Source organism: Providencia sp. NPDC089933, from assembly GCF_049545585.1.
In the GTDB taxonomy this organism is placed as follows: domain Bacteria; phylum Pseudomonadota; class Gammaproteobacteria; order Enterobacterales; family Enterobacteriaceae; genus Providencia; species Providencia huashanensis.
The window spans coordinates 98,900-118,776 of record NZ_JBMWDT010000004.1 but is presented as its reverse complement, the minus strand read 5'-3'; the positions used below and the strand labels follow the sequence as shown (position 1 = coordinate 118,776).

The 19,877-nt window shown below is 38.6% G+C and carries 20 protein-coding genes and 1 riboswitch; of the genes, 13 read left to right on the top strand and 7 right to left on the bottom strand.

What is annotated here, in order from left to right; all coding sequences use genetic code 11:
• Positions 1-484: 484 nt before the first annotated feature.
• Complete coding sequence (gene iolB / locus ACPEH5_RS07715; RefSeq protein ID WP_042845181.1) at positions 485-1,315, top strand: 5-deoxy-glucuronate isomerase; 831 nt, start codon at positions 485-487, stop codon at positions 1,313-1,315.
• Positions 1,316-1,406: 91 nt separating this feature from the next.
• On the opposite strand, the gene ACPEH5_RS07710 is transcribed toward iolB, so the two are convergent.
• Both ACPEH5_RS07710 and ACPEH5_RS07705 read right to left on the bottom strand, forming a co-directional pair.
• Positions 1,407-2,048, bottom strand: coding sequence for an NAD(P)-dependent oxidoreductase (locus ACPEH5_RS07710; protein WP_048607963.1), 642 nt, complete (start codon positions 2,046-2,048; stop codon positions 1,407-1,409).
• Positions 2,049-2,245: 197 nt separating this feature from the next.
• Positions 2,246-3,214 carry an FUSC family protein gene (locus ACPEH5_RS07705; RefSeq protein WP_042845178.1) on the bottom strand — a complete coding sequence of 323 codons (969 nt, stop codon included), beginning with the start codon at positions 3,212-3,214 and terminating at the stop codon, positions 2,246-2,248.
• A gap of 208 nt (positions 3,215-3,422) precedes the next feature.
• Between ACPEH5_RS07705 and ACPEH5_RS07700 the strand changes: the two genes are divergently transcribed.
• Positions 3,423-4,043 (top strand): malonate decarboxylase holo-ACP synthase, encoded by a 621-nt coding sequence (locus ACPEH5_RS07700; RefSeq protein ID WP_042845176.1) that lies wholly within the window; start codon positions 3,423-3,425, stop codon positions 4,041-4,043.
• Positions 4,044-4,181: 138 nt separating this feature from the next.
• Here the strand turns inward: ACPEH5_RS07700 and ACPEH5_RS07695 are convergent, their stop codons facing one another.
• Positions 4,182-4,811, bottom strand: coding sequence for a glutathione S-transferase family protein (locus ACPEH5_RS07695; protein WP_281110428.1), 630 nt, complete (start codon positions 4,809-4,811; stop codon positions 4,182-4,184).
• Positions 4,812-5,195: 384 nt separating this feature from the next.
• Between ACPEH5_RS07695 and ACPEH5_RS07690 the strand changes: the two genes are divergently transcribed.
• The 5 genes from ACPEH5_RS07690 to tehB all read left to right on the top strand — a co-directional run bounded on the left by ACPEH5_RS07690 (position 5,196) and on the right by tehB (position 9,674).
• Positions 5,196-5,753 (top strand): cytochrome b, encoded by a 558-nt coding sequence (locus ACPEH5_RS07690; protein WP_042845173.1) that lies wholly within the window; start codon positions 5,196-5,198, stop codon positions 5,751-5,753.
• A 13-nt stretch (positions 5,754-5,766) separates the two neighbouring features.
• Positions 5,767-6,345: a YceI family protein gene (locus tag ACPEH5_RS07685; protein WP_042845172.1), complete on the top strand. Its 579-nt coding sequence runs from the start codon at positions 5,767-5,769 to the stop codon at positions 6,343-6,345.
• Positions 6,346-6,627: 282 nt separating this feature from the next.
• Complete coding sequence (locus ACPEH5_RS07680) at positions 6,628-7,401, top strand: hypothetical protein (RefSeq protein ID WP_042845171.1); 774 nt, start codon at positions 6,628-6,630, stop codon at positions 7,399-7,401.
• Between the two features lie 172 nt (positions 7,402-7,573).
• Positions 7,574-8,653, top strand: a complete 1,080-nt coding sequence (locus ACPEH5_RS07675) for a linear amide C-N hydrolase (protein ID WP_042845170.1) — start codon at positions 7,574-7,576, stop codon at positions 8,651-8,653.
• A gap of 133 nt (positions 8,654-8,786) precedes the next feature.
• Positions 8,787-9,674, top strand: a complete 888-nt coding sequence (gene tehB, locus ACPEH5_RS07670) for an SAM-dependent methyltransferase TehB (RefSeq protein ID WP_166687409.1) — start codon at positions 8,787-8,789, stop codon at positions 9,672-9,674.
• 58 nt (positions 9,675-9,732) lie between these two features.
• On the opposite strand, the gene clcA is transcribed toward tehB, so the two are convergent.
• Positions 9,733-11,139 carry a H(+)/Cl(-) exchange transporter ClcA gene (gene clcA, locus ACPEH5_RS07665; RefSeq protein WP_048607958.1) on the bottom strand — a complete coding sequence of 469 codons (1,407 nt, stop codon included), beginning with the start codon at positions 11,137-11,139 and terminating at the stop codon, positions 9,733-9,735.
• 344 nt (positions 11,140-11,483) lie between these two features.
• Between clcA and hcp the strand changes: the two genes are divergently transcribed.
• Together hcp and hcr are read left to right on the top strand one after the other, a co-directional pair.
• Positions 11,484-13,136 (top strand): hydroxylamine reductase, encoded by a 1,653-nt coding sequence (gene hcp / locus ACPEH5_RS07660; RefSeq protein ID WP_042845165.1) that lies wholly within the window; start codon positions 11,484-11,486, stop codon positions 13,134-13,136.
• Positions 13,137-13,213: 77 nt separating this feature from the next.
• Entirely contained in the window at positions 13,214-14,218 is a 1,005-nt protein-coding gene (gene hcr, locus ACPEH5_RS07655; protein WP_042845164.1) for an NADH oxidoreductase, read from the top strand.
• A gap of 99 nt (positions 14,219-14,317) precedes the next feature.
• On the opposite strand, the gene ACPEH5_RS07650 is transcribed toward hcr, so the two are convergent.
• Positions 14,318-14,554, bottom strand: a complete 237-nt coding sequence (locus tag ACPEH5_RS07650; RefSeq protein WP_042845162.1) for a HEAT repeat domain-containing protein — start codon at positions 14,552-14,554, stop codon at positions 14,318-14,320.
• A 578-nt stretch (positions 14,555-15,132) separates the two neighbouring features.
• Positions 15,133-15,305: riboswitch (M-box (ykoK) riboswitch) on the top strand.
• Between the two features lie 73 nt (positions 15,306-15,378).
• Here ACPEH5_RS07650 and ACPEH5_RS07645 point away from each other — a divergent pair.
• Positions 15,379-16,449, top strand: coding sequence for a magnesium transporter (locus ACPEH5_RS07645; protein ID WP_166687408.1), 1,071 nt, complete (start codon positions 15,379-15,381; stop codon positions 16,447-16,449).
• Between the two features lie 30 nt (positions 16,450-16,479).
• On the opposite strand, the gene ACPEH5_RS07640 is transcribed toward ACPEH5_RS07645, so the two are convergent.
• Positions 16,480-17,013, bottom strand: a complete 534-nt coding sequence (locus tag ACPEH5_RS07640; RefSeq protein ID WP_166687407.1) for a SprT family zinc-dependent metalloprotease — start codon at positions 17,011-17,013, stop codon at positions 16,480-16,482.
• Between the two features lie 108 nt (positions 17,014-17,121).
• Here ACPEH5_RS07640 and ACPEH5_RS07635 point away from each other — a divergent pair, with 108 nt between their 5' ends.
• From ACPEH5_RS07635 to ACPEH5_RS07625, 3 genes are read left to right on the top strand one after another with little or no spacing between them, the layout of a single operon-like run.
• Positions 17,122-17,445, top strand: coding sequence for an ArsR/SmtB family transcription factor (locus ACPEH5_RS07635; RefSeq protein WP_042845157.1), 324 nt, complete (start codon positions 17,122-17,124; stop codon positions 17,443-17,445).
• 1 nt (position 17,446) lies between these two features.
• Entirely contained in the window at positions 17,447-17,884 is a 438-nt protein-coding gene (locus ACPEH5_RS07630) for a YeeE/YedE family protein (RefSeq protein WP_042845155.1), read from the top strand.
• 4 nt (positions 17,885-17,888) lie between these two features.
• Positions 17,889-18,299: a DUF6691 family protein gene (locus ACPEH5_RS07625; protein ID WP_042845154.1), complete on the top strand. Its 411-nt coding sequence runs from the start codon at positions 17,889-17,891 to the stop codon at positions 18,297-18,299.
• Positions 18,300-18,382: 83 nt separating this feature from the next.
• Here the strand turns inward: ACPEH5_RS07625 and metK are convergent, their stop codons facing one another.
• A complete protein-coding gene (metK, locus tag ACPEH5_RS07620; protein ID WP_281110426.1) occupies positions 18,383-19,534 on the bottom strand; it encodes a methionine adenosyltransferase in 1,152 nt (383 codons plus the stop codon).
• Positions 19,535-19,877: the final 343 nt, after the last annotated feature.

The window sequence follows — 19,877 nt, the reverse complement described above, 5'->3', positions numbered from 1 at the left end:
GTGTTGGTGGTTGGACTCGACCACACAGGTCACATACTTATGTATGCTCCCTGCGTTGCTCTTGTTTGCCGCCTAGCCACAAACTGAACTATTTAGACGATTAGGCATTATATTTCAGTCTGAGGCTCTGAGGTGTTGGTGGTTGGACTCGACCACACAGGTCACATACTTATGTATGCTCCCTGCGATGCTCTTGTTTGCCGCCTAGCCACAAACTGAACTATTTAGACGATTAGATATTAATTTCAGTCTGAGGTTCTGAGGTGTTGGTGGTTGGACTCGACCACACAGGTCACATACTTATGTATGCTCCCTGCGTTGCTCTTGTTTGCCGCCTAGCCACAAACTGAACTATTTAGTGTATTTAGAGCGAAAGGCTCAAAAGAATTAAAAAGTTAGATGGCTGTATTTTGAGTGATGGCCACAGGTCAATAAAACAGATTGCAGGTGTTAGTAGGCAATCTTAAAGTGTCAGAGGAAAATTATGTCAAAATTACTGTCGAAATATCATGCTCCAGATGCACATAAGCGAACTCAGCATATCACTCCGAAAATCGCTAACTGGGGATATGTTCACTTTGATGTTTATGAATTAAAACAAGGTGAGTCGATTTCTTTACCCGCTTGTGAAAATGAAATGTGCTTAGTGCTAGTGGCAGGTAAAGCGACGATTAAAACGCCAAATCAAACATTTGATAATATTGGCGACCGCATGGACCCTTTTGAACGTAAAAAACCATATGCAGTTTATGTCACAGCCCAAGAGTTTGCTGAAGTTAAAGCTGAAACAGCATTGGAACTCGCAGTTTGCAGTGCAAAAGGAAAGGGCACTTACCCAACTCGCTTAATTGGCCCTGATGATATTGGGGCAGAGCAACGGGGTTATGGCAACAATAAACGCTATGTACATAATATTTTACCCGATGATAAAGCGGCAGATAGCTTGTTAGTGGTGGAAGTTTATACGGATGAAGGCTGTACTAGTTCCTATCCAAGCCACAAGCATGATACTGATAACGAGCCAAATGAAACGTATTTGGAAGAAACCTATTATCACCGATTAAATCCATCTCAAGGTTTTTGTATGCAGCGTGTTTATACAGATGATCGTGAATTAGATGAGTGTATGGCGGTGTATAACAAAGATGTGGTTATGGTGCCAAAAGGGTATCACCCAATGGCAACAATGGCAGGTTATGACAACTATTACCTTAATGTGATGGCTGGCCCAACACGTAAATGGTTATTTACGTGGGAAAAAGACCACAATTGGGTTAATAGTGAGATTTATGCAGCAAAACATCGTGAAAAGTAAGTGAAAGTTATACGTGAATTAAGTTAAGTAAACACCAAATCTGTTATCAATTTTGCCGGTAAGTATATAGTTACCGGCTTTTTTATTTAATTTAATATGCAACGGTAAACTGTTGGCGAATAAATTGTGCATGTTCAGCTTCATCAAGGATGGCGACAGCGAGATCTTCAACGGAAATCTTTGCGGGGTGTTGGCCATTCATGAGTAACTGGCTCCCACCTAAACGGAATGTTTCGGTTCTTTCTCCTGGTTCAAGTACCGCAGCAGGGGAAACATAGGTCCAATCAAGAGAATCGATAGATTGTAAGTGGCTTTTGAGTTCCCTCATGGCTTGAGCCCCAGGTTTTATTTCAGTTGGGAAATTAGGAGAATCAATTAAATCAACACCTGAAGAGGTTTTTAAACTCCCCGCACCACCGACAACGATAAACCGTTTTACCATTGATTTTTGTACAGCTTGTAAAATCGCTTGGTTACCTGCCACGGTATCTTGATATAAATTTGGGTTTTGCCAGCCACCATTAAAAGCACTAATGACGACATCTTGCCCTTTGAGCCGAGAGGTTAGCCAAGCAACATCGGTGATATCACCAGATGCGGTAATTAAATACGCATGTTGAGACAATTGGTTGCTGTGACGAGAAATAGCCGTGACTTGATGATGACGGAGTAACGCCTCAGCTACGATGGCCTTACCCACAAACCCTGTTGCGCCAATGATGGATATTTTCATTTTGAGCCTCGCGTTACTTGAATGTGAAATGCATCAATAATGATCCCAAAATTACTGACTTGAGTGTTTTTTATCCTTATCAAAGTATAGAACAGACTTATTCATTACGTAATCTAGTTAGTTTTTATTTCGTGAAGTACCCTAGAGATTCGACAAAACTTAACAATGCTTGTTTTTTGAGGATTTATTCCCCTTAGTTATTTTTCTTGCCTGAATAATTTTAAAATAACACTTGTCATAATAGCGATAGCACCTCCTAAGGCGGTCTCTAAGACTCGGTCAAATAATAATTCATAGGTAGGGTGTCGCCAATAAATGACTTGTTCAAGAACGGATAAAATTAAACTGGTAACGACAAAAGTCATGAAAGTGTAGCCATGATGAAAGCTCATAGGCATGAGAAATGCGAACACCACCATTGCAAATAAGCCAATATAAGGCATCAGAGGGGTGTTAAATAAAAGGTACAGTAAAAGTACGGAAATAAGGCTCCCTAAAACGCGTTGCCCTGTAATATGAATGATACCCTTAGTTTTGGGGTGTAAAACAAATACAAATGTGAGCAATGTCCAATAAAAATGACCTAGGTCGAGCATTCTAGGAATGGCTAATGTTAATAAAAGCCCCACAGCATAAGTCATGGAACGCGGGATAATATTCTTATGTAATGTGAATAAATTTTTCTCAACCAGTGCACCGGTAATAATGCTATGTCGTGTCATTTTGTGGCTTAAGGTATAGTAAGTTACTAAAGTAACACCGCTTCCAATAATAAAGCCCAACGCTAAGCTTCTAGAAATATCAGGTAAAATTGTCCCTATGGTTGACATGATAATCATAAATTTCATGGTTAAATCCATCACAGGGTCAGTGCCATATAACTGATAATAAATAAAAGAAAACACGAAGAGATAAACATAAAACGCCATGCTTAATCGCAGGGTATCACCTATAAATATGGCGACTAAAATCATCAATAGCCAAAAAGCGGTATAGGCATAATTTTTATACTCTTTTGCAGCATTGAACAGATTAAAAGAATAAAGTGTGGAAAATGCTGCCCACATAGCTGCTTGCGCATCTAAAATCAGATAGGCCGCGACTGCACTAAACAACATGCAGCTGGTAAAAAGGAACCCATCGTAAATAGCAGGGATGTTTCTCATAATACGACGCTCATAAATAGAAGCTTAACTTATTAATTATTAAGGTAATTAGATAGCAATCTCATTGATGTTTCAAGGATAGAAAACAATATCTGGCTAGATTGTTAATTAATGGCACGATATTCATGGTTAAAAGGTAAATTCTGTTTTTATACAGTAAAAAAGGCATAATAGAAGGAGCATTCATAGCAATCATAAAGGTAATAAAATGCAAATAATTAATCCGCATGATTTTGTTTGGGTCGGCAATGATAATGATGTTGCGGTAGAATCGCTTCCTGAATGGGTTGCCTCACAGTGGAATAGTAAGCTGCCACTGACCGTTTATAGAGATAAAGCGGACAATAATAAATTGACGGTCGCAATTCGGGGAATTAAACCGCATCAACGCGTCACGACTCAAATTGAGAAATCAGCGATAACCCATATTATGAATGTAGAGTCTTTGGTAGCAAATTCAGTTGAATTACAACGCTCTATGTTTATCGCGTTACCACCTGTCCAGGTGTTATGGATAATCTCACAGGATAAATGGCCTTGGCAGTGGGGCGTCACGGGGAGTTGTGCCTATACCTTGGCAACCGATATTCAAAGTATGTTATCTGACTGCGACCTTGATGTAGTTATTCGTTGTTCAACTCCTCAACAAAAAGAAGATTTTGCCGAATTCGCCATTAAAGCAAATACCCCGTATTGCCCAATTGATATTCACATTGAAACCCCAAAAGGGGGCTTTTCGTTAGCGGAATGGTTTAAAAACGACCAAGTTACATTACATACTCCTACTGGCGATGTAATGACTGCTAACCCTTGGGATGAAAGATTGTAATCTTTTATTTATAAAATAGGGGTAATGGCTTGAATATTAATCAGATTGGTTAATATTTAATTTTGATGTTCGTGCAGGTGATTTTTTCCTAATCAATAAATTAGGGGGCAATACAACTAAGCGCCCCTATCTTATCGGTTAGTGGTCGATATTCGGTTCATGTAGACTTGCTTCGTGCCATTCTTTCATTGCCGGTAAATCTAAAACGCGGGCTACCCAATGTTGTGCTGCTGGGCTTATTGGTAACTGATAGCTACGGATGCGAAAGGCTACAGGTGCGAAGAAAGCATCAACAACGCTAAACTCATTGCCCGCAAGCCATGGCCCGCCGAATTGATTCAACCCATCTTGCCATAATTGCTGAAGGCGGTTTAGGTCCGTTTGTAATTCGGAAGAAATCGTCGCTGTAGTTGCTTTGAGCGCAACATTCATTGGGCATTGTTGGCGTAGATAAGTAAACCCAGAATGCATTTCTGCACTAGCGCTGCGAGCCCAAGCTCTTGCTTTGTTATCTTTTGGCCATACTTGAGGGGGCGTTTCAGCGATGTATTCACAAATAGCGAGAGAATCCCAAACAGTGAGTTTGTCATCAACTAAACAAGGTACTAAGCCCGTTGGGGAGAAACGACTAAATTTGTTATGGCTACTTTTACCATTTTCAAAAAAACACAGATTTTCTTCAAACGGGATTTGCAATACTTTTAATAAAACCCAAGGACGTAAAGACCACGAAGAGTAATTTTTATTCGCTATCCAAAGTTTATACATAGAGTCTAACCTGCTAGTTAATTAAAAATGTAAAAATGGAGAATACCAATGTAAAAGGAAAATGCCTGACCGACAAATTTTATTTTTATGAGAAAAGGTTATATCTATTTGCTATAAGGTAGAACAAATTGAAATTAACCAAAATGGAAATATAATTATCCAGTTACGACTGTTTACAAAACTGGAAGAATCTTTATTCAACTTTTACTATTAAATATAGACAAAACAAAATAGTAAACTATTTTTAATTATGTTGATTGTATTTGAATATCTACAACAAATTATTTGTTTAACTTAGGGATAGGAATAATATTAGTTTCACCTTATGATTACTACGGCTTAGTTAATACGATATCACCTTCACCTCTAAATGGTTTTTTTATCATGCAATGGAAAAATAGTGCAACCCGTTATGGGCATATCTCGTTGCTCGTGCATTGGTTGGTCGCAATAGTCGTATATGGAATGTTTGCTTTAGGTTTATGGATGGTGACACTGGGATATTATGACAGTTGGTACCACCAAGCTCCTGAGATACATAAGAGTATAGGAATATTATTATTTATTGTTATGGCATTTCGTGTGATTTGGCGATTTATTTCTCCCCCACCGAAACCATTAGCAAGTTATAGCAAATTAACGAGAGCAAGCTCTTTGATTGCACAGGTGCTGATTTATATTATTTTATTCAGTATTTTGATTAGCGGTTATTTAATTTCGACTGCTGATGGACAGCCTATTAGTGTATTTGGCTGGTTTGAAGTACCCGCAATATTTACTGGCGCTGCAACACAAGCGGATACCGCAGGTGAAATTCACTTATATTTAGCTTGGGCTGTAGTTTTATTGTCAGTTTTACATGCTTTTGCTGCTTTTAAACATCACTTTTTTGATCGTGATATTACATTAAAAAGAATGTTGGGTTTTAATCCCGATAAGTAACGTGGAGATAATTATGTTGAAGAAAACGGTTCTTGGTCTGGCTACTGGTGCTTTATTTTTAACCGCAGGTTCTGCATTAGCAGAAACATATCAATTTGATAAGCAAGGCCAACATGCGTTTATTGAATTCCGTATTCAGCATTTAGGATATAGCTGGGTATATGGTAGCTTTAAAGATTTCGATGGCAATTTCACTTATGATGCAAAAGACCCATCAAAAGATAAAGTAGAAGTCACGATTAAAACGGGAAGCATTGATACTAACCATGCAGAGCGTGATAAGCATTTACGCAGCGCAGACTTTTTAAATGCAGCTAAATTCCCTGAAGCGAAATTCGTTTCAACAGAAGTGAAAAAAGACGGTGAAACTTATAAAATTACAGGTGATTTTACTTTAAATGGTGTGACAAAACCAATTACCTTAGATGCAAAACTGATGGGTGAAGGTAAAGACCCATGGGGTGGATATCGCGCAGGTTTTGAAGCTCAAGGTAATATTAAATTGAAAGAATTTAATATTAAATCTGATTTAGGGCCTAAATCTCAAGAAGCACAACTGCTGATTTCTGTTGAAGGCGTTCAAACTAAATAAGTTTTATTATTCAAAACCTTCGGGCTGCTAAGCTCCGGAGGTTTTTTATTTTATGAATAACTAAATTATTTTCTGTACTAAATCCCTCTTATCTTTATTTCGCAATTTCCTTTATTCCTATAGCTAGACAGCTTCGATGCAAGCTAAAATAGTAGGCATAGGACGTTATCGTCTTGAACACTATTATTTGGTGTATGGCAATATATCTCATTGTTTAGGTGATATAGGCAAGTTTGACGGCATTTGTGGTGATCCGTTTTATAGAGAAAAGGCAGGGCAATTTTGAAAACAAATAACTCACGTAAAACCGCATTAATTGTATGCATTATTTTTATTGCATTTGCGCTCGGTTTTTATTGGTTAAGTAAAGATAATGACGTGTTATCAACTGAAAATAATAGTGCTATTCATTCAGAAGCACTTGCTCAAGTTGAAAAAGAATTGCCGATAATTGCCACAGTAAAGAAAATAAGCCCTGAGACCTACCAAAGTTTTGAGCACCTTATTACACAATATGACCCGACGAATGAAGACCTGCGTCGTCAATTATTTGATCAGGTTGTTGGCAGCGTAATGAAACTGGTGCTGGAGCGTATGGAATACGCCTCTGATGATTCTGTTATTAATTTCACCAGTAAAGTGAATGATTATCTTAAAATCTTATTAGAAGAAGACCCAACAGGGCAAACATGTTTTTATTCTCTTTTCCCACATTTAAGAGAGACGGCGGAAATTATCCCACCCCAAAAAAGCCAAGTAGTATTATTAAAGCAAATTCAAGCAACGAATGAACTGTTAATTTCGAGTGAAGCGGGTACGAAGCAAGCTTTAATGTCACCTGCTGAATATACTGAGATGTTGACTAAACTAGCCAGCGAACTTTCTACAAAATATGGTGCAGACACAGCAATTCTTGGCAATTTACAAGCGGGTAAAAAATCGCCTGCATTAGCTTGTCGTATTTCGATTAGCTTCTATGATGAAATATTAGCTATCCCAGATAACAAACAAAAAGCAGCATTATTACGTTCTTTGTTTTCTTCAGTAAATAACTAGTTTTTTCACTGTAAAAAATGGCACTGATACAAAGAAGTGCCATTAACGTTTATCATTTATTGTATTTCTTACTATATCCATATCTCATTTTATTTTTTATCTAGTAAGACTAAATAATATCCATCTGTATACTATGCTTATAGTACATTAATTTGATTATTTTGGAGATGGCATGCAGTTTGTTAAAAAAAGCATCGTAGCACTAGCGACAATCGCAGCAATATCAATGCCTATTGTGGTGAGCCAAGCATGTACTCGGGTACTTTACTTGGGTGACAACGAGCAAATCATGACTGGTAGAACAATGGATTGGAAATACGATATTGGTACCAATCTTTGGGTTTTCCCTCGGGGAATGGAGCGTAATGGGGTTGCTGGGCCAAATTCTCTACAATGGAAGTCAAAATACGGTAGCGTGATCGCTTCAGGTTATGATATTTCGACGACTGATGGGGTCAATGAAAAAGGCTTAGTGGCAAATCTCTTGTGGCTAGCGGAATCAAAATACCCTCAAGTGGACGATAAACAACCTGCATTGTCTATTTCATTGTGGGCACAGTATGTTTTAGATAACTATGCAACGGTCGAAGAAGCGGTTGCTGATTTAGAAAAAAATCCGCTAGTCGTCGCTACTGATAATGTGCCAGGGCAAGATCGTTTGGCGACCTTACATTTATCTTTATCAGATGCTAGTGGCGATAGCGCTATTATTGAATATATTGATGGTAAGCAAGTTATTCATCACAATCGAAAATATCAAGTGATGACTAATTCACCAATTTATGAAAAGCAATTAGCAATGCAGGAATATTGGCAAGGGATTGGTGGTACAGTGATGTTACCAGGAACTAACCGCTCAGCAGACAGGTTTGCCCGGGCCCAATTCTATATCAATGCCATCCCTCAAAAAACAACAGCTAACAAAGCGGTAGCGAGTGTTTTTAGTGTCGTTCGCAATGTGTCTGTACCATATGGTTTGACATCAGAAAACTCACCAGAGATATCATCAACTCGTTGGCGTACTTTGGTGGATCATAAGCGTCAACTTTACTTTTTCGAGTCCGCATTAACGCCAAATATTTTTTGGACCGATTTAAAGAAAATTGATTTTTCTGCTGAAACAGGGAAAGTCAAAAAGCTTGACTTAGGAGTAGAGCAAAGCAATATCTATTCAGGGGATGCGACCAACAGTTATGTGGTAACAAAACCATTTGAATTCTTAGGGTTAAGTGCTAAGCAATTAGGTTATTAATTATCTATTATTAGGTAATGAATCATAGGGCAACCGCTAGTGCTGACTGGCGGTTGATTTGTATCAAAACCCTGATTGTTTTATTAATGAAAGCTTTGCAGTGTTCAAGCTATCGGTATAAGATGTATTTAAAATGCAACTTATTGGTGATGATATGAATGAACTTGTGTGCTACAAGACCATGCCGGTCTGGAATAAAACCTCTTTACCGCTCATGTTTCAAGAGCGCCATAATACAAAAGAGGATACATACGCCCAGTTAAAGGTATTGAAAGGCTTTCTTGATTTTATCATTTTTAATGAAGATGGCAGCGAACAGCACTTCACCTTTGATGTTCATAACCAGCCGCCAATAATCGAACCACAAATTTGGCATCGTATTTCCAATTGTAGTGATGATATGGAATGCCAACTCGCCTTTTTGTGCCAACCAGAAATTAAATTTTATAAGCAGTATGGTTTAACGATCCCCCATTCAGAAGTTCGATATTTATGTGAAAATAAATTATCAGCCCCTTGTAAAACGTTGGATTTAGGCTCTGGTCGTGGAAGGAACAGTTTTTACCTTGCATTACAAGGTTATGACGTTACTTCCGTCGATATCAATCCGCAACATATTCAAGCGATTGATTTTGTGAAAAAACAAGCAGGTATAGATAATATTCATACTGCTATTTACGATATTAATAGCCACCAAATTCAAGATGATTATCAATTAATTATTTCTACTGTGGTACTGATGTTTTTGCAGCGTGAAAAGATTGCGGATGTGGTGGCGAACATGCAACAGCATACGTTATCAGGTGGTATTAATGTGATTGTCTGTGCTGTTGAAACGCCAGATGCTCCATTAGATTTAGTTCCTTTTAAATGTTTCTTGAAGCCAGGCGAATTAAAACATTATTATCAAGACTGGGAAATTTTAAAATATAATGAAAACCCAGGTCATCTGCATCGCACGGATGCACAAGGAAACCGAATTAAGCTTAATTTCGCAACGCTAATTGCAAAAAAAAGATAAAACTATCTGATTGATAAAAAACGGGTTGTTTCAACAACCCGTTTTTTTATGGCTAACGTTAAGCAGAAGGGGGGATGGTCGCTTTCGCTGCTGACTCTTCTTTTGCACTACGCTCAAGTGTTTTTTCTAATATAACGGAGTAAAGGGGCCTGCCACCTAAAAACTGGGCCATCATAGTGGCACCGATACAAGTAATAATCATAGGCAAGATAAGCTGATAATTATTCGTCATTTCTAAAACTAATACGATACCCGTTAAAGGGGCCCTTACCGTTGCAGCAAATAAAGCCCCCATGCCTGCGATGGCAAAAGTCCCCACTTCTATTTGGTAATGGGGAAATAGTTCGAGTACAGCATAGCCAAAAACACCACCAAATAACGTTCCCAGAGCGAGTAAGGGAGAAAAAATCCCTCCAGGTGCGCCTGAGCTAAAACTAATTGTTGAGGTTAAAAAGCGTAATGCAAAAAAGAGGAATATTAAGGTAATCGTAAATTGTCCTGCAACCATTTGGTGGATCACCGAGTAACCACCGCCAACAATTTCAGGGGTATAAACACCAATAGCACCAAAAGCCCCACCAATCAGCCCTCCCATTAAGACGAAACGAGAGATTTTATTTTGATAAAAGGCGAGAAATTTATCCTGTAAAAATAATAAAAAACGGTTGAAGCAGATCCCTACAATACCAAATAACAGCCCTAAAACTAAATAGAGCCAAAGTGTGTTCATGGGGGCTGAGGAAAATTGCCCGATATTTAATAAGGCGGCTTCCCCATTAATTAGTCTAAAAACAATAGTGGCTGTAACTGCACCTATGAATACAGCTTTAATGGAGATTAAACTGTACTTAAATTGAGGGCGCATCTCTTCAATAATAAATAATATCCCTGCAAGAGGCGCATTAAATGCAGTTGATAAGCCAGCGGCTGCACCCGCAGCTAATAAAGTGTGGCGAGATTCATTATCTTTTAAGCGAAAAATATCATAGAACATCTGGCTAATATTAGCCCCTAATTGGACTGTTGGCCCTTCACGCCCTAATACCATCCCAGAGCCTAGTGTTCCTAAGCCACCAAAAAATTTTACGGGGATGACTCTCCACCATCTAACAGGGCGTAAATCTTGCAGAGCCCCTTCGATTTCGGGGATACCAGAGCCCCCTGATTCAGGGGAAAAACGTTTAACAAGATAATAACCTATCATTGCAAGAATAGCTGAGACAGCAAACATAGTCGGAATAACTAACCATTTATCTATGACTAAGTCGCCAACAGATTGAGTACGGTAGTTACTGATCCAAGTGGTGCCTAACATAAATAGAGAGCCAATAAGCCCAACGGCAGCGCCAATAATTGCGGCTAATAGTAAGATCTTTATGGGAGTCTTATCTGATTCTTTTAACCGTCTAAGTACACCGAAACGATATTTCATTACGGACTTACTTGTTAATTTTTCCTGTGCCATCTTTTTTTGATTCTCTTTTTGTGATTACATAACAATAACTTACACTCATAGTATAGCAAGAGATAAAGTAAACCTTATCATAGGAAAATTATATTGGAATAAATAGTGATTATTTTTCAAAAAATAAAATGAGGGCAGCTTATTCATTCTGAAATAATGAATAAACACTAAGGCCAGCAGCAGATGGTTTATCATACTTCCAGTATTGATAATAGTTCTCATTCATACAAAACATTAATGTAGATCAATAAATGGTTAGATAGCTAACAATTCCACTTTTTTATTCTAATAAAGAGCGTAATCTTAATGTTGTATTTGAAATGCAACTTTAAGAGGCGAATAACATGTACTGTGTGCAATGTGAACAAACAATTAGAACTCCAGCTGGTAATGGCTGTGCATACGCGCAGGGTATGTGCGGTAAAACAGCAGAAACTTCTGACCTACAAGATTTATTAGTTGCTGTATTGCAAAGCTTATCGGCCAGTGCAGTTACGGCTCGTGAACTCGGTATTATCGATCATGATATTGATAGTTTTGCTCCACGCGCATTTTTCTCCACATTAACTAACGTCAATTTTGATTCAGACCGTATTATTGGTTATGCACGCGAAGCTATTTATTTACGTGATAAATTAATTAAACACTGCCAGTCAGTAAATAGTGCTGTGGTATTTAATCACCCCTTGATCCACTTGCAGTTAGCCGGTACCGATATTCCTACCTTACAGGCACAAGCAGCACAATTCTCTTTGGATATCGATAAGGCAGAAGTAGGCGAAGATATCCATGGATTACGCATGTTATGCCTCTATGGCTTAAAAGGGGCTGCGGCCTACATGGAACATGCTCATGTACTAGGCCAATACGATAATGAGGTTTATGGCCAATACCATAACATTATGGCTTGGCTAGGTACGTTGCCATCAGACATGAATGAATTGCTTGATAACTCAATGGCAATTGGTTTGATGAATTTTAAAATCATGGAAATATTAGATGCGGGTGAAACCGGTGAGTTTGGTCATCCAGTGCCAACTGAGGTTAATGTTCGCCCTGTTGCAGGTAAATGTATCTTGATTTCAGGCCATGATTTAAAAGATCTGAAAATGTTACTCGAGCAAACAGAAGGTACAGGGATCAATATTTATACCCATGGTGAAATGTTACCCGCACATGGTTATCCAGAACTGAAAAAATATGCTCATCTCGTCGGTAACTATGGCAGTGGGTGGCAAAACCAGCAAGTTGAATTTGCTAAATTCCCTGGGCCTGTTTTGATGACATCAAACTGTATTATTGACCCTGATGTTGGGCAATATAAAGACAGAATTTGGACGCGCAGCATTGTCGGCTGGCCGGGAGCTAAACACTTAGTTGGTGATGATTTTTCTGACATGATAGCGCAAGCACAATCACTAGCAGGGTTCCCATATACCGAAATTGAACACAAAATCACGGTTGGTTTTGGACGCCAAACTTTATTAGGCGCTGCTGATGCGGTGATTGATTTAGTCGCACAGAAAAAACTGCGTCATGTCTTCTTAGTAGGGGGTTGTGATGGTAGCCGTGGTGAAAGAAGTTACTACACTGATTTTGCACGTAGCGTACCTGAGGACTGCCTGATCCTAACATTAGCGTGTGGTAAGTATCGTTTTAATAAATTGGACTTCGGTACATTAGAAGGTTTACCACGTTTATTGGATGTTGGTCAGTGCAATGATGCTTATTCCGCAATCATGCTGGCGGTCAATCTGTCAGAGAAACTTGGGTGTGGTATCAATGACTTACCACTAAGCTTGATTCTATCTTGGTTTGAACAAAAAGCGATTGTTATTCTATTAACACTATTGGCGCTAGGTGTGAAAAATATTTATACCGGTCCAACAGCCCCAGGTTTCTTAACCGAAAACTTATTAAATGTGTTAAATGAGAAGTTTGGTATGCGTAGCATCACCACGGTAGAGCAAGATCTCGCTGAAATTTTACCTGCATAATTAGTAAGACGACTGAACCCGTTTAAAATACCGATATGAGAGAAGGGGGCTGTGACCCCCTATAAAGGAGTGAAGCAATGACAATGCCAAGCAGTTTATGTCCAAATAGGATGCAAATTCATTCTATTATTCAAGAAACAGCGGATGTTTGGACTATCAATCTTATTAATCACGATTTCTATATGTATTCACCAGGGCAATATGCTTTGGTTAGTATTAAAAATAGTGATGAGGTCATGCGTGCTTATACTCTTTCATCATCACCAGGGCAAAGTCGTTTTATTTCGATTACAGTCAGGCGATTAGCAGATGGTATGGGGTCAAATTGGCTCACACGTTCTGTTAAAGAGGGTGATTACCTTTGGCTTTCAGCCGCTCAAGGGGAATTCACTTGCGCTAATGTAGAAAACCAACAATATTTAATGCTGGCGGCAGGTTGTGGCGTGACGCCGATTATGTCTATGACTCGTTGGCTAATGGCAAATCGTCCTGAGGCAAACGTCAAAGTATTATTCAATGTTCGCGATAACCAACAAGTCATTTTTGCACAAGAATGGCAACAATTAACCCAATTATATCCAGATAGGCTACAGCTGTGTGTAATGGCTGAAACTCCAGATAATGGGGAGGTTGCACAGGGTCGTTTAACCGAAGAAAAACTAAAAGTACTAGTACCCGATATTCATTCACGTATCGTAATGACATGTGGCCCAGTTCCATATATGAAAAATGCGCAGCAATTTGCTGCAAATTTAGGCGTCCCTGCTGAGCAATTCTTTATGGAGCGCTTTTCTACCGAACCAGAGGCTATTGATAGCGAAGATGTTCTGACATTAAAAATTCGTCAGCGTTTAGTGAATTTTAAAGTACCAGTTGGTACCTCTTTATTGTCTGCATTAGAACAAAATAAACAGCCGGTTATCGCGGCGTGCCGTGCAGGTGTCTGTGGTAGTTGTAAAACAAAGGTATTATCAGGAAATTACACCACATCCAGTACGATGACATTGACTGAAGCAGAGATTGCCGAAGGTTATGTTTTAGCCTGCAGCTGCCAATTACAAGGCGACACTGAAATCGAGTAAGGTTATTTAACGTCGTTAGGCTGTCTCATTATAAAAATAATGGGGCAGTGCTACACAATACGAAATAATATAAATTTAACGTACGCATAATAAGGGTTTTTAGTGTTCTATTTTTGGACTATGTATGAAATAAACAGACAATTTACTCAATGTATTAATTGCTGAAACTGCGACTTCTTTATTTGGGTCTTGGCATAAATCTATGATGCGTATGATGGCATCATGATATTCAATTGTTGCTTTAAAATCGCCTAATGCTGAAATTGCTGCGATTTTTATTTCATCATTCACTCTGTATGTTAAATTTGTTAACATACCTACAATTACTTTATCCATAATAAAACTTTCACTGTTAAATAAATTAAAAAATATTCTAAGATAATTCTAGTGATATTTAATTCTGAATTGACATCTAAAAATTATTATTAAGAATTAATAATTCATTTTTTGTTAATATATTAGAATTAAATAGCGCTTTAAGTGTATTTTCTTACTAATTAATTTTTAAATTTGATTGTTGTTGGTTTTAAAAACCACTCAAATAATTAGTGTTAGTAATTTATGATACACCAATAAAGAGTGAGTGGTTTATTTAATAATGCTTGGAGTCATGGGTTTTGATATTTATGCTGTAAGGCAAGGAATAAGGGTGAATTTAATTAATTTTATTAAATTATATCTTTAATGTTATTTTTGTTTTCTTGGTTATTATTGATGTGTTTACTGTTTTATTATAATGTTTTTATAACAAAAACATTATAATTTATTGTTTTTTACAAATTGTTACTTGATGAATTTATATTAAATATAAACTTAAACAAACCCTAAACAATAAGTTTACTATGCGTAAAAAAACGTAGATAGAGACTAGTAATTAATTTATCAATGGGTATAATTCGCGCCGCATCCAAAGTGCAGTATCTCGTTAGGCGAGGCTCCTATACAAACATAGGTTACTGATCTGACGACGTCGAGAGACGCCCAAGATTAGGACAGGATATATCGACCGAAGGTATATCCCCATGTAACTTCCTGCTCAATACAGGATACGTTGTATAGTGCTAAAACCGAGACGAAGAGATAGCTTTTGCATTCTCTCATCTGGTTTCGCCCCTATTTGAGTACTGTTTGAGTAACCAACAGTAATAGGGACTAAAAAAATGACATTCACTTCTCAAAACAAAGCGGGAGCAGTTGCAATTGCTCAATCCGCGATGAAAGGCACGCGCCTTAAAAACCACAATACACAGCAGCCTAAAATTGATGACGCAACTGTTAGTGCATATATGAGCCAATCATATCTACCAGTTTCTGTCGCAGATTCAATCACCTGTGTAAAACAAAACCTTATTGAACACCTTGATGGCGAACAAATTCCGACTTATTTATTTGTTGTTGATAGCGACAATTATTTAAATGGAATTCTTTCAGTTAAATCATTGTTAGCTTCTCCAGAAGATTTATTAGTGTCTGATATTATGCGGCACAATTATTTTTCGGTTGCACCAGAACAATCTCGTCATGATGTCTATGACCTGATTAACCATAGTGGTCTAGATATGATCCCTGTTGTGCAATTTGGCAAATTAATGGGTGTTTTGCGTCCGCAAGATATCGCAGAACTGATTGAAGATGAGAATACACTTGATGCGCAGTTACAAGGCGCAACGACACCGCTTGATGAGCCTTATTTAACGACTAGTCCAGTAACACTGTGGCGTAAACGTGTAGTTTGGTTGTTAATGTTATTTGTCGCTGAAGCCTATACAGGGACAGTATTAAAAGCATTTGAAGAACAACTTGAAGCAGCAATTTCACTTGCGTTCTTTATCCCATTATTGATTGGTACTGGTGGCAACAGCGGTACTCAAATTACGTCAACGCTAGTTCGTGCAATGGCGTTGGGAGAAGTTAGCTTACGTAACCTTGGTGCAGTGCTGAAAAAAGAGGTTTCTACTTCATTTTTAGTTGCTGTCACTATTGGTGGGGCTGCTTTAATTCGTGCTTGGATCTTAGGCGTTGGTCACGAGGTAACGATTGTTGTAAGCTTAACAATTGTCGCTATCACTATGTGGAGTGCGATTGTTTCTTCAATTATACCAATGGTATTAAAGAAACTAAAAGTAGACCCAGCAGTCGTATCGGCACCGTTTATTGCGACTTTTATTGACGGCACAGGTTTGATTATCTACTTCGAAATTGCCAAATTAGTGATGACGGAGTTTGCTTAAGAGACATGTTGAATTTGCTACGGCGGAAGGTTAATTTTCTGCCGTAGCGGCACTAACTTCCTTCGGTTTTAAAATTTCCCCACATCGACGACACAAATATTGGTTTTCACCTCTCATCACTTTGTTATGACGACGTATTGTTAATTCATGGGTTGTTTTACAGGCACAGGTGTAATTAAAGGTTTTACTTTTTACTGTTGCGACTGAAAAACGATGAGTACGGTTTGCATCCACTTCTAGCACATGTTGCATCATCCATTTCCATTCTTTGCCATGGGGCGCAATTCCCTGTCGACCGAACACCTTAAAAACCAATAAGTGAGCCAGTTCATGAGGAACAACCTCATCGATGAAAAGATGTGTATTTTCAATTAGTAATATTGGATTAATACGAATTTCCCATTGTTTTAAGTAAGCACTACCAGCTGTTGTGCCGCGTTGTTTGTAATTGAGTTTGGGTTCTGGAAAAGCTTGTTCAAGTTTTTGTTCCGCCAACGCGAGCTTTTCCCGTAGGGTGCTCATGACTCGTTGCTGTAAAAAAATAGGGACTCTAATCGTTTTCATAAGTTAAGGATACGTGAAGGTGAGCAAGGCAAACAAGTAAAATTTGACGATTATTATATAAAAATATATATTATAATAATACATAATAAAGATAACTAACGTGACTATATGAATAATACACCAGAAGAATTGCTTTTTGCGATGAAGCAAGCAGCAACACAAACTGCATCATTATTAAAAACACTGGGGAATCCTGATCGCTTAATCCTACTTTGCCAATTAACACAGGGGGAAGCTTGCGTCAGTGAATTAGAGGAACAACTGGGTATCCAACAGCCCACCTTATCACAACAACTGACTGTGTTACGAAATGAAGGCTTAGTGACAACTCGTCGTGAGGGTAAACGCATTTACTATGCAATAGCAGATGAAAAACTATTCACGCTACTTAATACGTTATATCAACTTTATTGCCCGGCAAAGGAGAACTAACATGGTGATTGATTGGGCTAATTTTACCCCGATATCCGCTGCGATAGGGGGCGTGCTGATTGGGTTGGCAGCGGCAATTTTATTAGTTTTTAACGGACGAATAGCAGGGATTAGCGGCATTTTAGGTGGTTTACTAAGACCGATAAAAGGTGATACGGCATGGAAGGCGGCTTTTATCATTGGATTGATGATTGCCCCGTTGTTATTCACTTGGTTTGCTTATACGCCAGAAGTAAATATTACGGCTAGCGTACCAGTTTTAATTCTAGCAGGTCTATTTGTTGGCTTTGGCACGCGTTTAGGGGGGGGATGTACCAGTGGCCATGGCATTTGCGGTATGTCGAGGTTTTCTCGTCGCTCCATTGTTGCCGTAATTATTTTTATGCTTGTGGCTTTTGTAACCGTAGCGCTTGCTAACCAGTACGGGCTAAGGGGATAAGTGAATGCCAATTATAATTGCACTGATATCAGGAATATTATTTGGTTTAGGTTTGGTGATAGCGGGGATGGGAAACCCGGCTAAAATTCTATCCTTTCTTGATATTACGGGGAATTGGGACCCGTCCTTACTTGTCACAATGGCAGTGGCAATGGTGATTAGTGGGGTTTCCTATGTTTTTATCAAAAGAAAACGAGTAAGTATCCTGAGTTGTCCATTACAAATACCAACTAACCAAATAATTGATAAAAAGCTGATTACGGGCAGCGTGTTATTTGGTGTTGGATGGGGGCTTGCAGGTATTTGCCCAGGACCTGCCTTGCTATTAACAGGAATGGGGGTTACTCAAGGGGTTATATTTACGTTAGCTATGATAGCAGGAATGGCAATTTTCCAATTTACACAAAAAAATTAAGCCATTTATATGACGATATTATCGACAATAAAAACCCATCATTAGCAGATGGGTTTTTTACTTTACGGTATTAACTAAATAAATTATAAGCCAGCGGCACTGCGCAATAATTCAGCTTTATCCGTTTTTTCCCAAGGGAATTGCGAACGACCAAAATGGCCATATGATGCAGTTTGCTGATAAATTGGGTGTAGAAGGTCAAGCATATTAATTAAACCGTAAGGGCGTAAGTCAAAGAATTCACGTACTAATTTAATTAATAACGATTCATCTACTTTAGCCGTACCAAATGTTTCGACCATAATAGAGGTTGGCTCAGCGACACCAATAGCATAAGAAACTTGGATCTCGCAGCGGTCTGCAAGCCCTGCAGCCACAATATTTTTCGCAACATAGCGTGCAGCATAAGCCGCGGAGCGGTCGACTTTAGAAGGGTCTTTACCAGAAAAAGCACCACCACCATGACGAGCCATACCACCGTATGTATCAACGATGATTTTACGGCCAGTCAAACCACAGTCACCCATTGGGCCCCCAATGACAAAGCGACCTGTTGGGTTAATAAAATATTTAGTTGCAGAACTTAACCATTCAGCAGGAAGAACAGGTTTAATGATTTCTTCCATTACGGCTTCGTGCAGGTCTTTTTGTTGAATTTCTTCAGAATGCTGAGTGGATAAAACCACCGCATCAATACCGACAATTTTATTGTTGTCATATTGAAAGGTAACCTGACTTTTTGCATCTGGACGTAACCAAGGTAAGGTGCCATTTTTACGTACATCTGCTTGGCGTTGAACTAAGCGATGTGCATAAGTAATTGGCGCTGGCATTAATACATCAGTTTCATTAGTGGCATAACCAAACATAAGACCTTGGTCACCTGCACCTTGTTCTGATGGGGCGATACGATCAACACCTTGATTGATATCAGGTGATTGTTTACCAATGGCACTTAAGACCGCACATGAATTGGCGTCAAAGCCCATTTCGGAGCTGGTATAACCGATTTCGCGAACCGTTTTGCGTGTGATTTCTTCAATATCAACCCAAGCACTGGTGGTGATTTCTCCCCCAACCATCACCATACCTGTTTTGACGTAGGTTTCGCAGGCAACGCGAGCTTTCGGGTCTTGTTCTAGAATAGCATCAAGTACTGCATCAGAGATTTGATCAGCAATTTTATCTGGATGCCCTTCTGATACAGACTCAGAAGTAAAGAGATGTGTAGCCATGAGATTAATACCTTAAGAATTCGCAGATTTATAATTGGATGTTTTAACATCTAGACGTCTATTTTAGTCTCATACAGCAAAAATTTCTACCTCTATTTATACAAAAAACGGCTAGAGCACAAAACAACGACCCATAAAGTTTTATCTCAATTTAGTTATTTTGGTTTTGCTTTTTGAGCGTAATAGATGTATAAACAGCGACCGTAACGGATGGTTGTTATTTCCCGTTATATACCAGCAGGTAAAATAAAATCCCTGCTATCTATCAGGAATGTTTATAAACTTTTGAATTTCAATAAAAAACAAGGTGATATAGCTTAAATCAACAGGTCAACCTGCCAAA

Coding starts and splice junctions, on each gene's coding strand:
- tehB (WP_166687409.1), top strand. CDS start 8,787: ATGCAACTTATTGGTGATGATATGAATGAACTTGTGTGCTACAAGACC.
- ACPEH5_RS07705 (WP_042845178.1), bottom strand. CDS start 3,214: ATGAGAAACATCCCTGCTATTTACGATGGGTTCCTTTTTACCAGCTGC.
- ACPEH5_RS07640 (WP_166687407.1), bottom strand. CDS start 17,013: ATGAAAACGATTAGAGTCCCTATTTTTTTACAGCAACGAGTCATGAGC.
- ACPEH5_RS07635 (WP_042845157.1), top strand. CDS start 17,122: ATGAATAATACACCAGAAGAATTGCTTTTTGCGATGAAGCAAGCAGCA.
- clcA (WP_048607958.1), bottom strand. CDS start 11,139: ATGGCACAGGAAAAATTAACAAGTAAGTCCGTAATGAAATATCGTTTC.
- ACPEH5_RS07695 (WP_281110428.1), bottom strand. CDS start 4,811: ATGTATAAACTTTGGATAGCGAATAAAAATTACTCTTCGTGGTCTTTA.
- metK (WP_281110426.1), bottom strand. CDS start 19,534: ATGGCTACACATCTCTTTACTTCTGAGTCTGTATCAGAAGGGCATCCA.
- iolB (WP_042845181.1), top strand. CDS start 485: ATGTCAAAATTACTGTCGAAATATCATGCTCCAGATGCACATAAGCGA.
- ACPEH5_RS07650 (WP_042845162.1), bottom strand. CDS start 14,554: ATGGATAAAGTAATTGTAGGTATGTTAACAAATTTAACATACAGAGTG.
- ACPEH5_RS07625 (WP_042845154.1), top strand. CDS start 17,889: ATGCCAATTATAATTGCACTGATATCAGGAATATTATTTGGTTTAGGT.
- ACPEH5_RS07690 (WP_042845173.1), top strand. CDS start 5,196: ATGCAATGGAAAAATAGTGCAACCCGTTATGGGCATATCTCGTTGCTC.
- ACPEH5_RS07675 (WP_042845170.1), top strand. CDS start 7,574: ATGCAGTTTGTTAAAAAAAGCATCGTAGCACTAGCGACAATCGCAGCA.
- ACPEH5_RS07700 (WP_042845176.1), top strand. CDS start 3,423: ATGCAAATAATTAATCCGCATGATTTTGTTTGGGTCGGCAATGATAAT.
- ACPEH5_RS07645 (WP_166687408.1), top strand. CDS start 15,379: ATGACATTCACTTCTCAAAACAAAGCGGGAGCAGTTGCAATTGCTCAA.
- ACPEH5_RS07710 (WP_048607963.1), bottom strand. CDS start 2,048: ATGAAAATATCCATCATTGGCGCAACAGGGTTTGTGGGTAAGGCCATC.
- hcr (WP_042845164.1), top strand. CDS start 13,214: ATGACAATGCCAAGCAGTTTATGTCCAAATAGGATGCAAATTCATTCT.
- ACPEH5_RS07630 (WP_042845155.1), top strand. CDS start 17,447: ATGGTGATTGATTGGGCTAATTTTACCCCGATATCCGCTGCGATAGGG.
- hcp (WP_042845165.1), top strand. CDS start 11,484: ATGTACTGTGTGCAATGTGAACAAACAATTAGAACTCCAGCTGGTAAT.
- ACPEH5_RS07685 (WP_042845172.1), top strand. CDS start 5,767: ATGTTGAAGAAAACGGTTCTTGGTCTGGCTACTGGTGCTTTATTTTTA.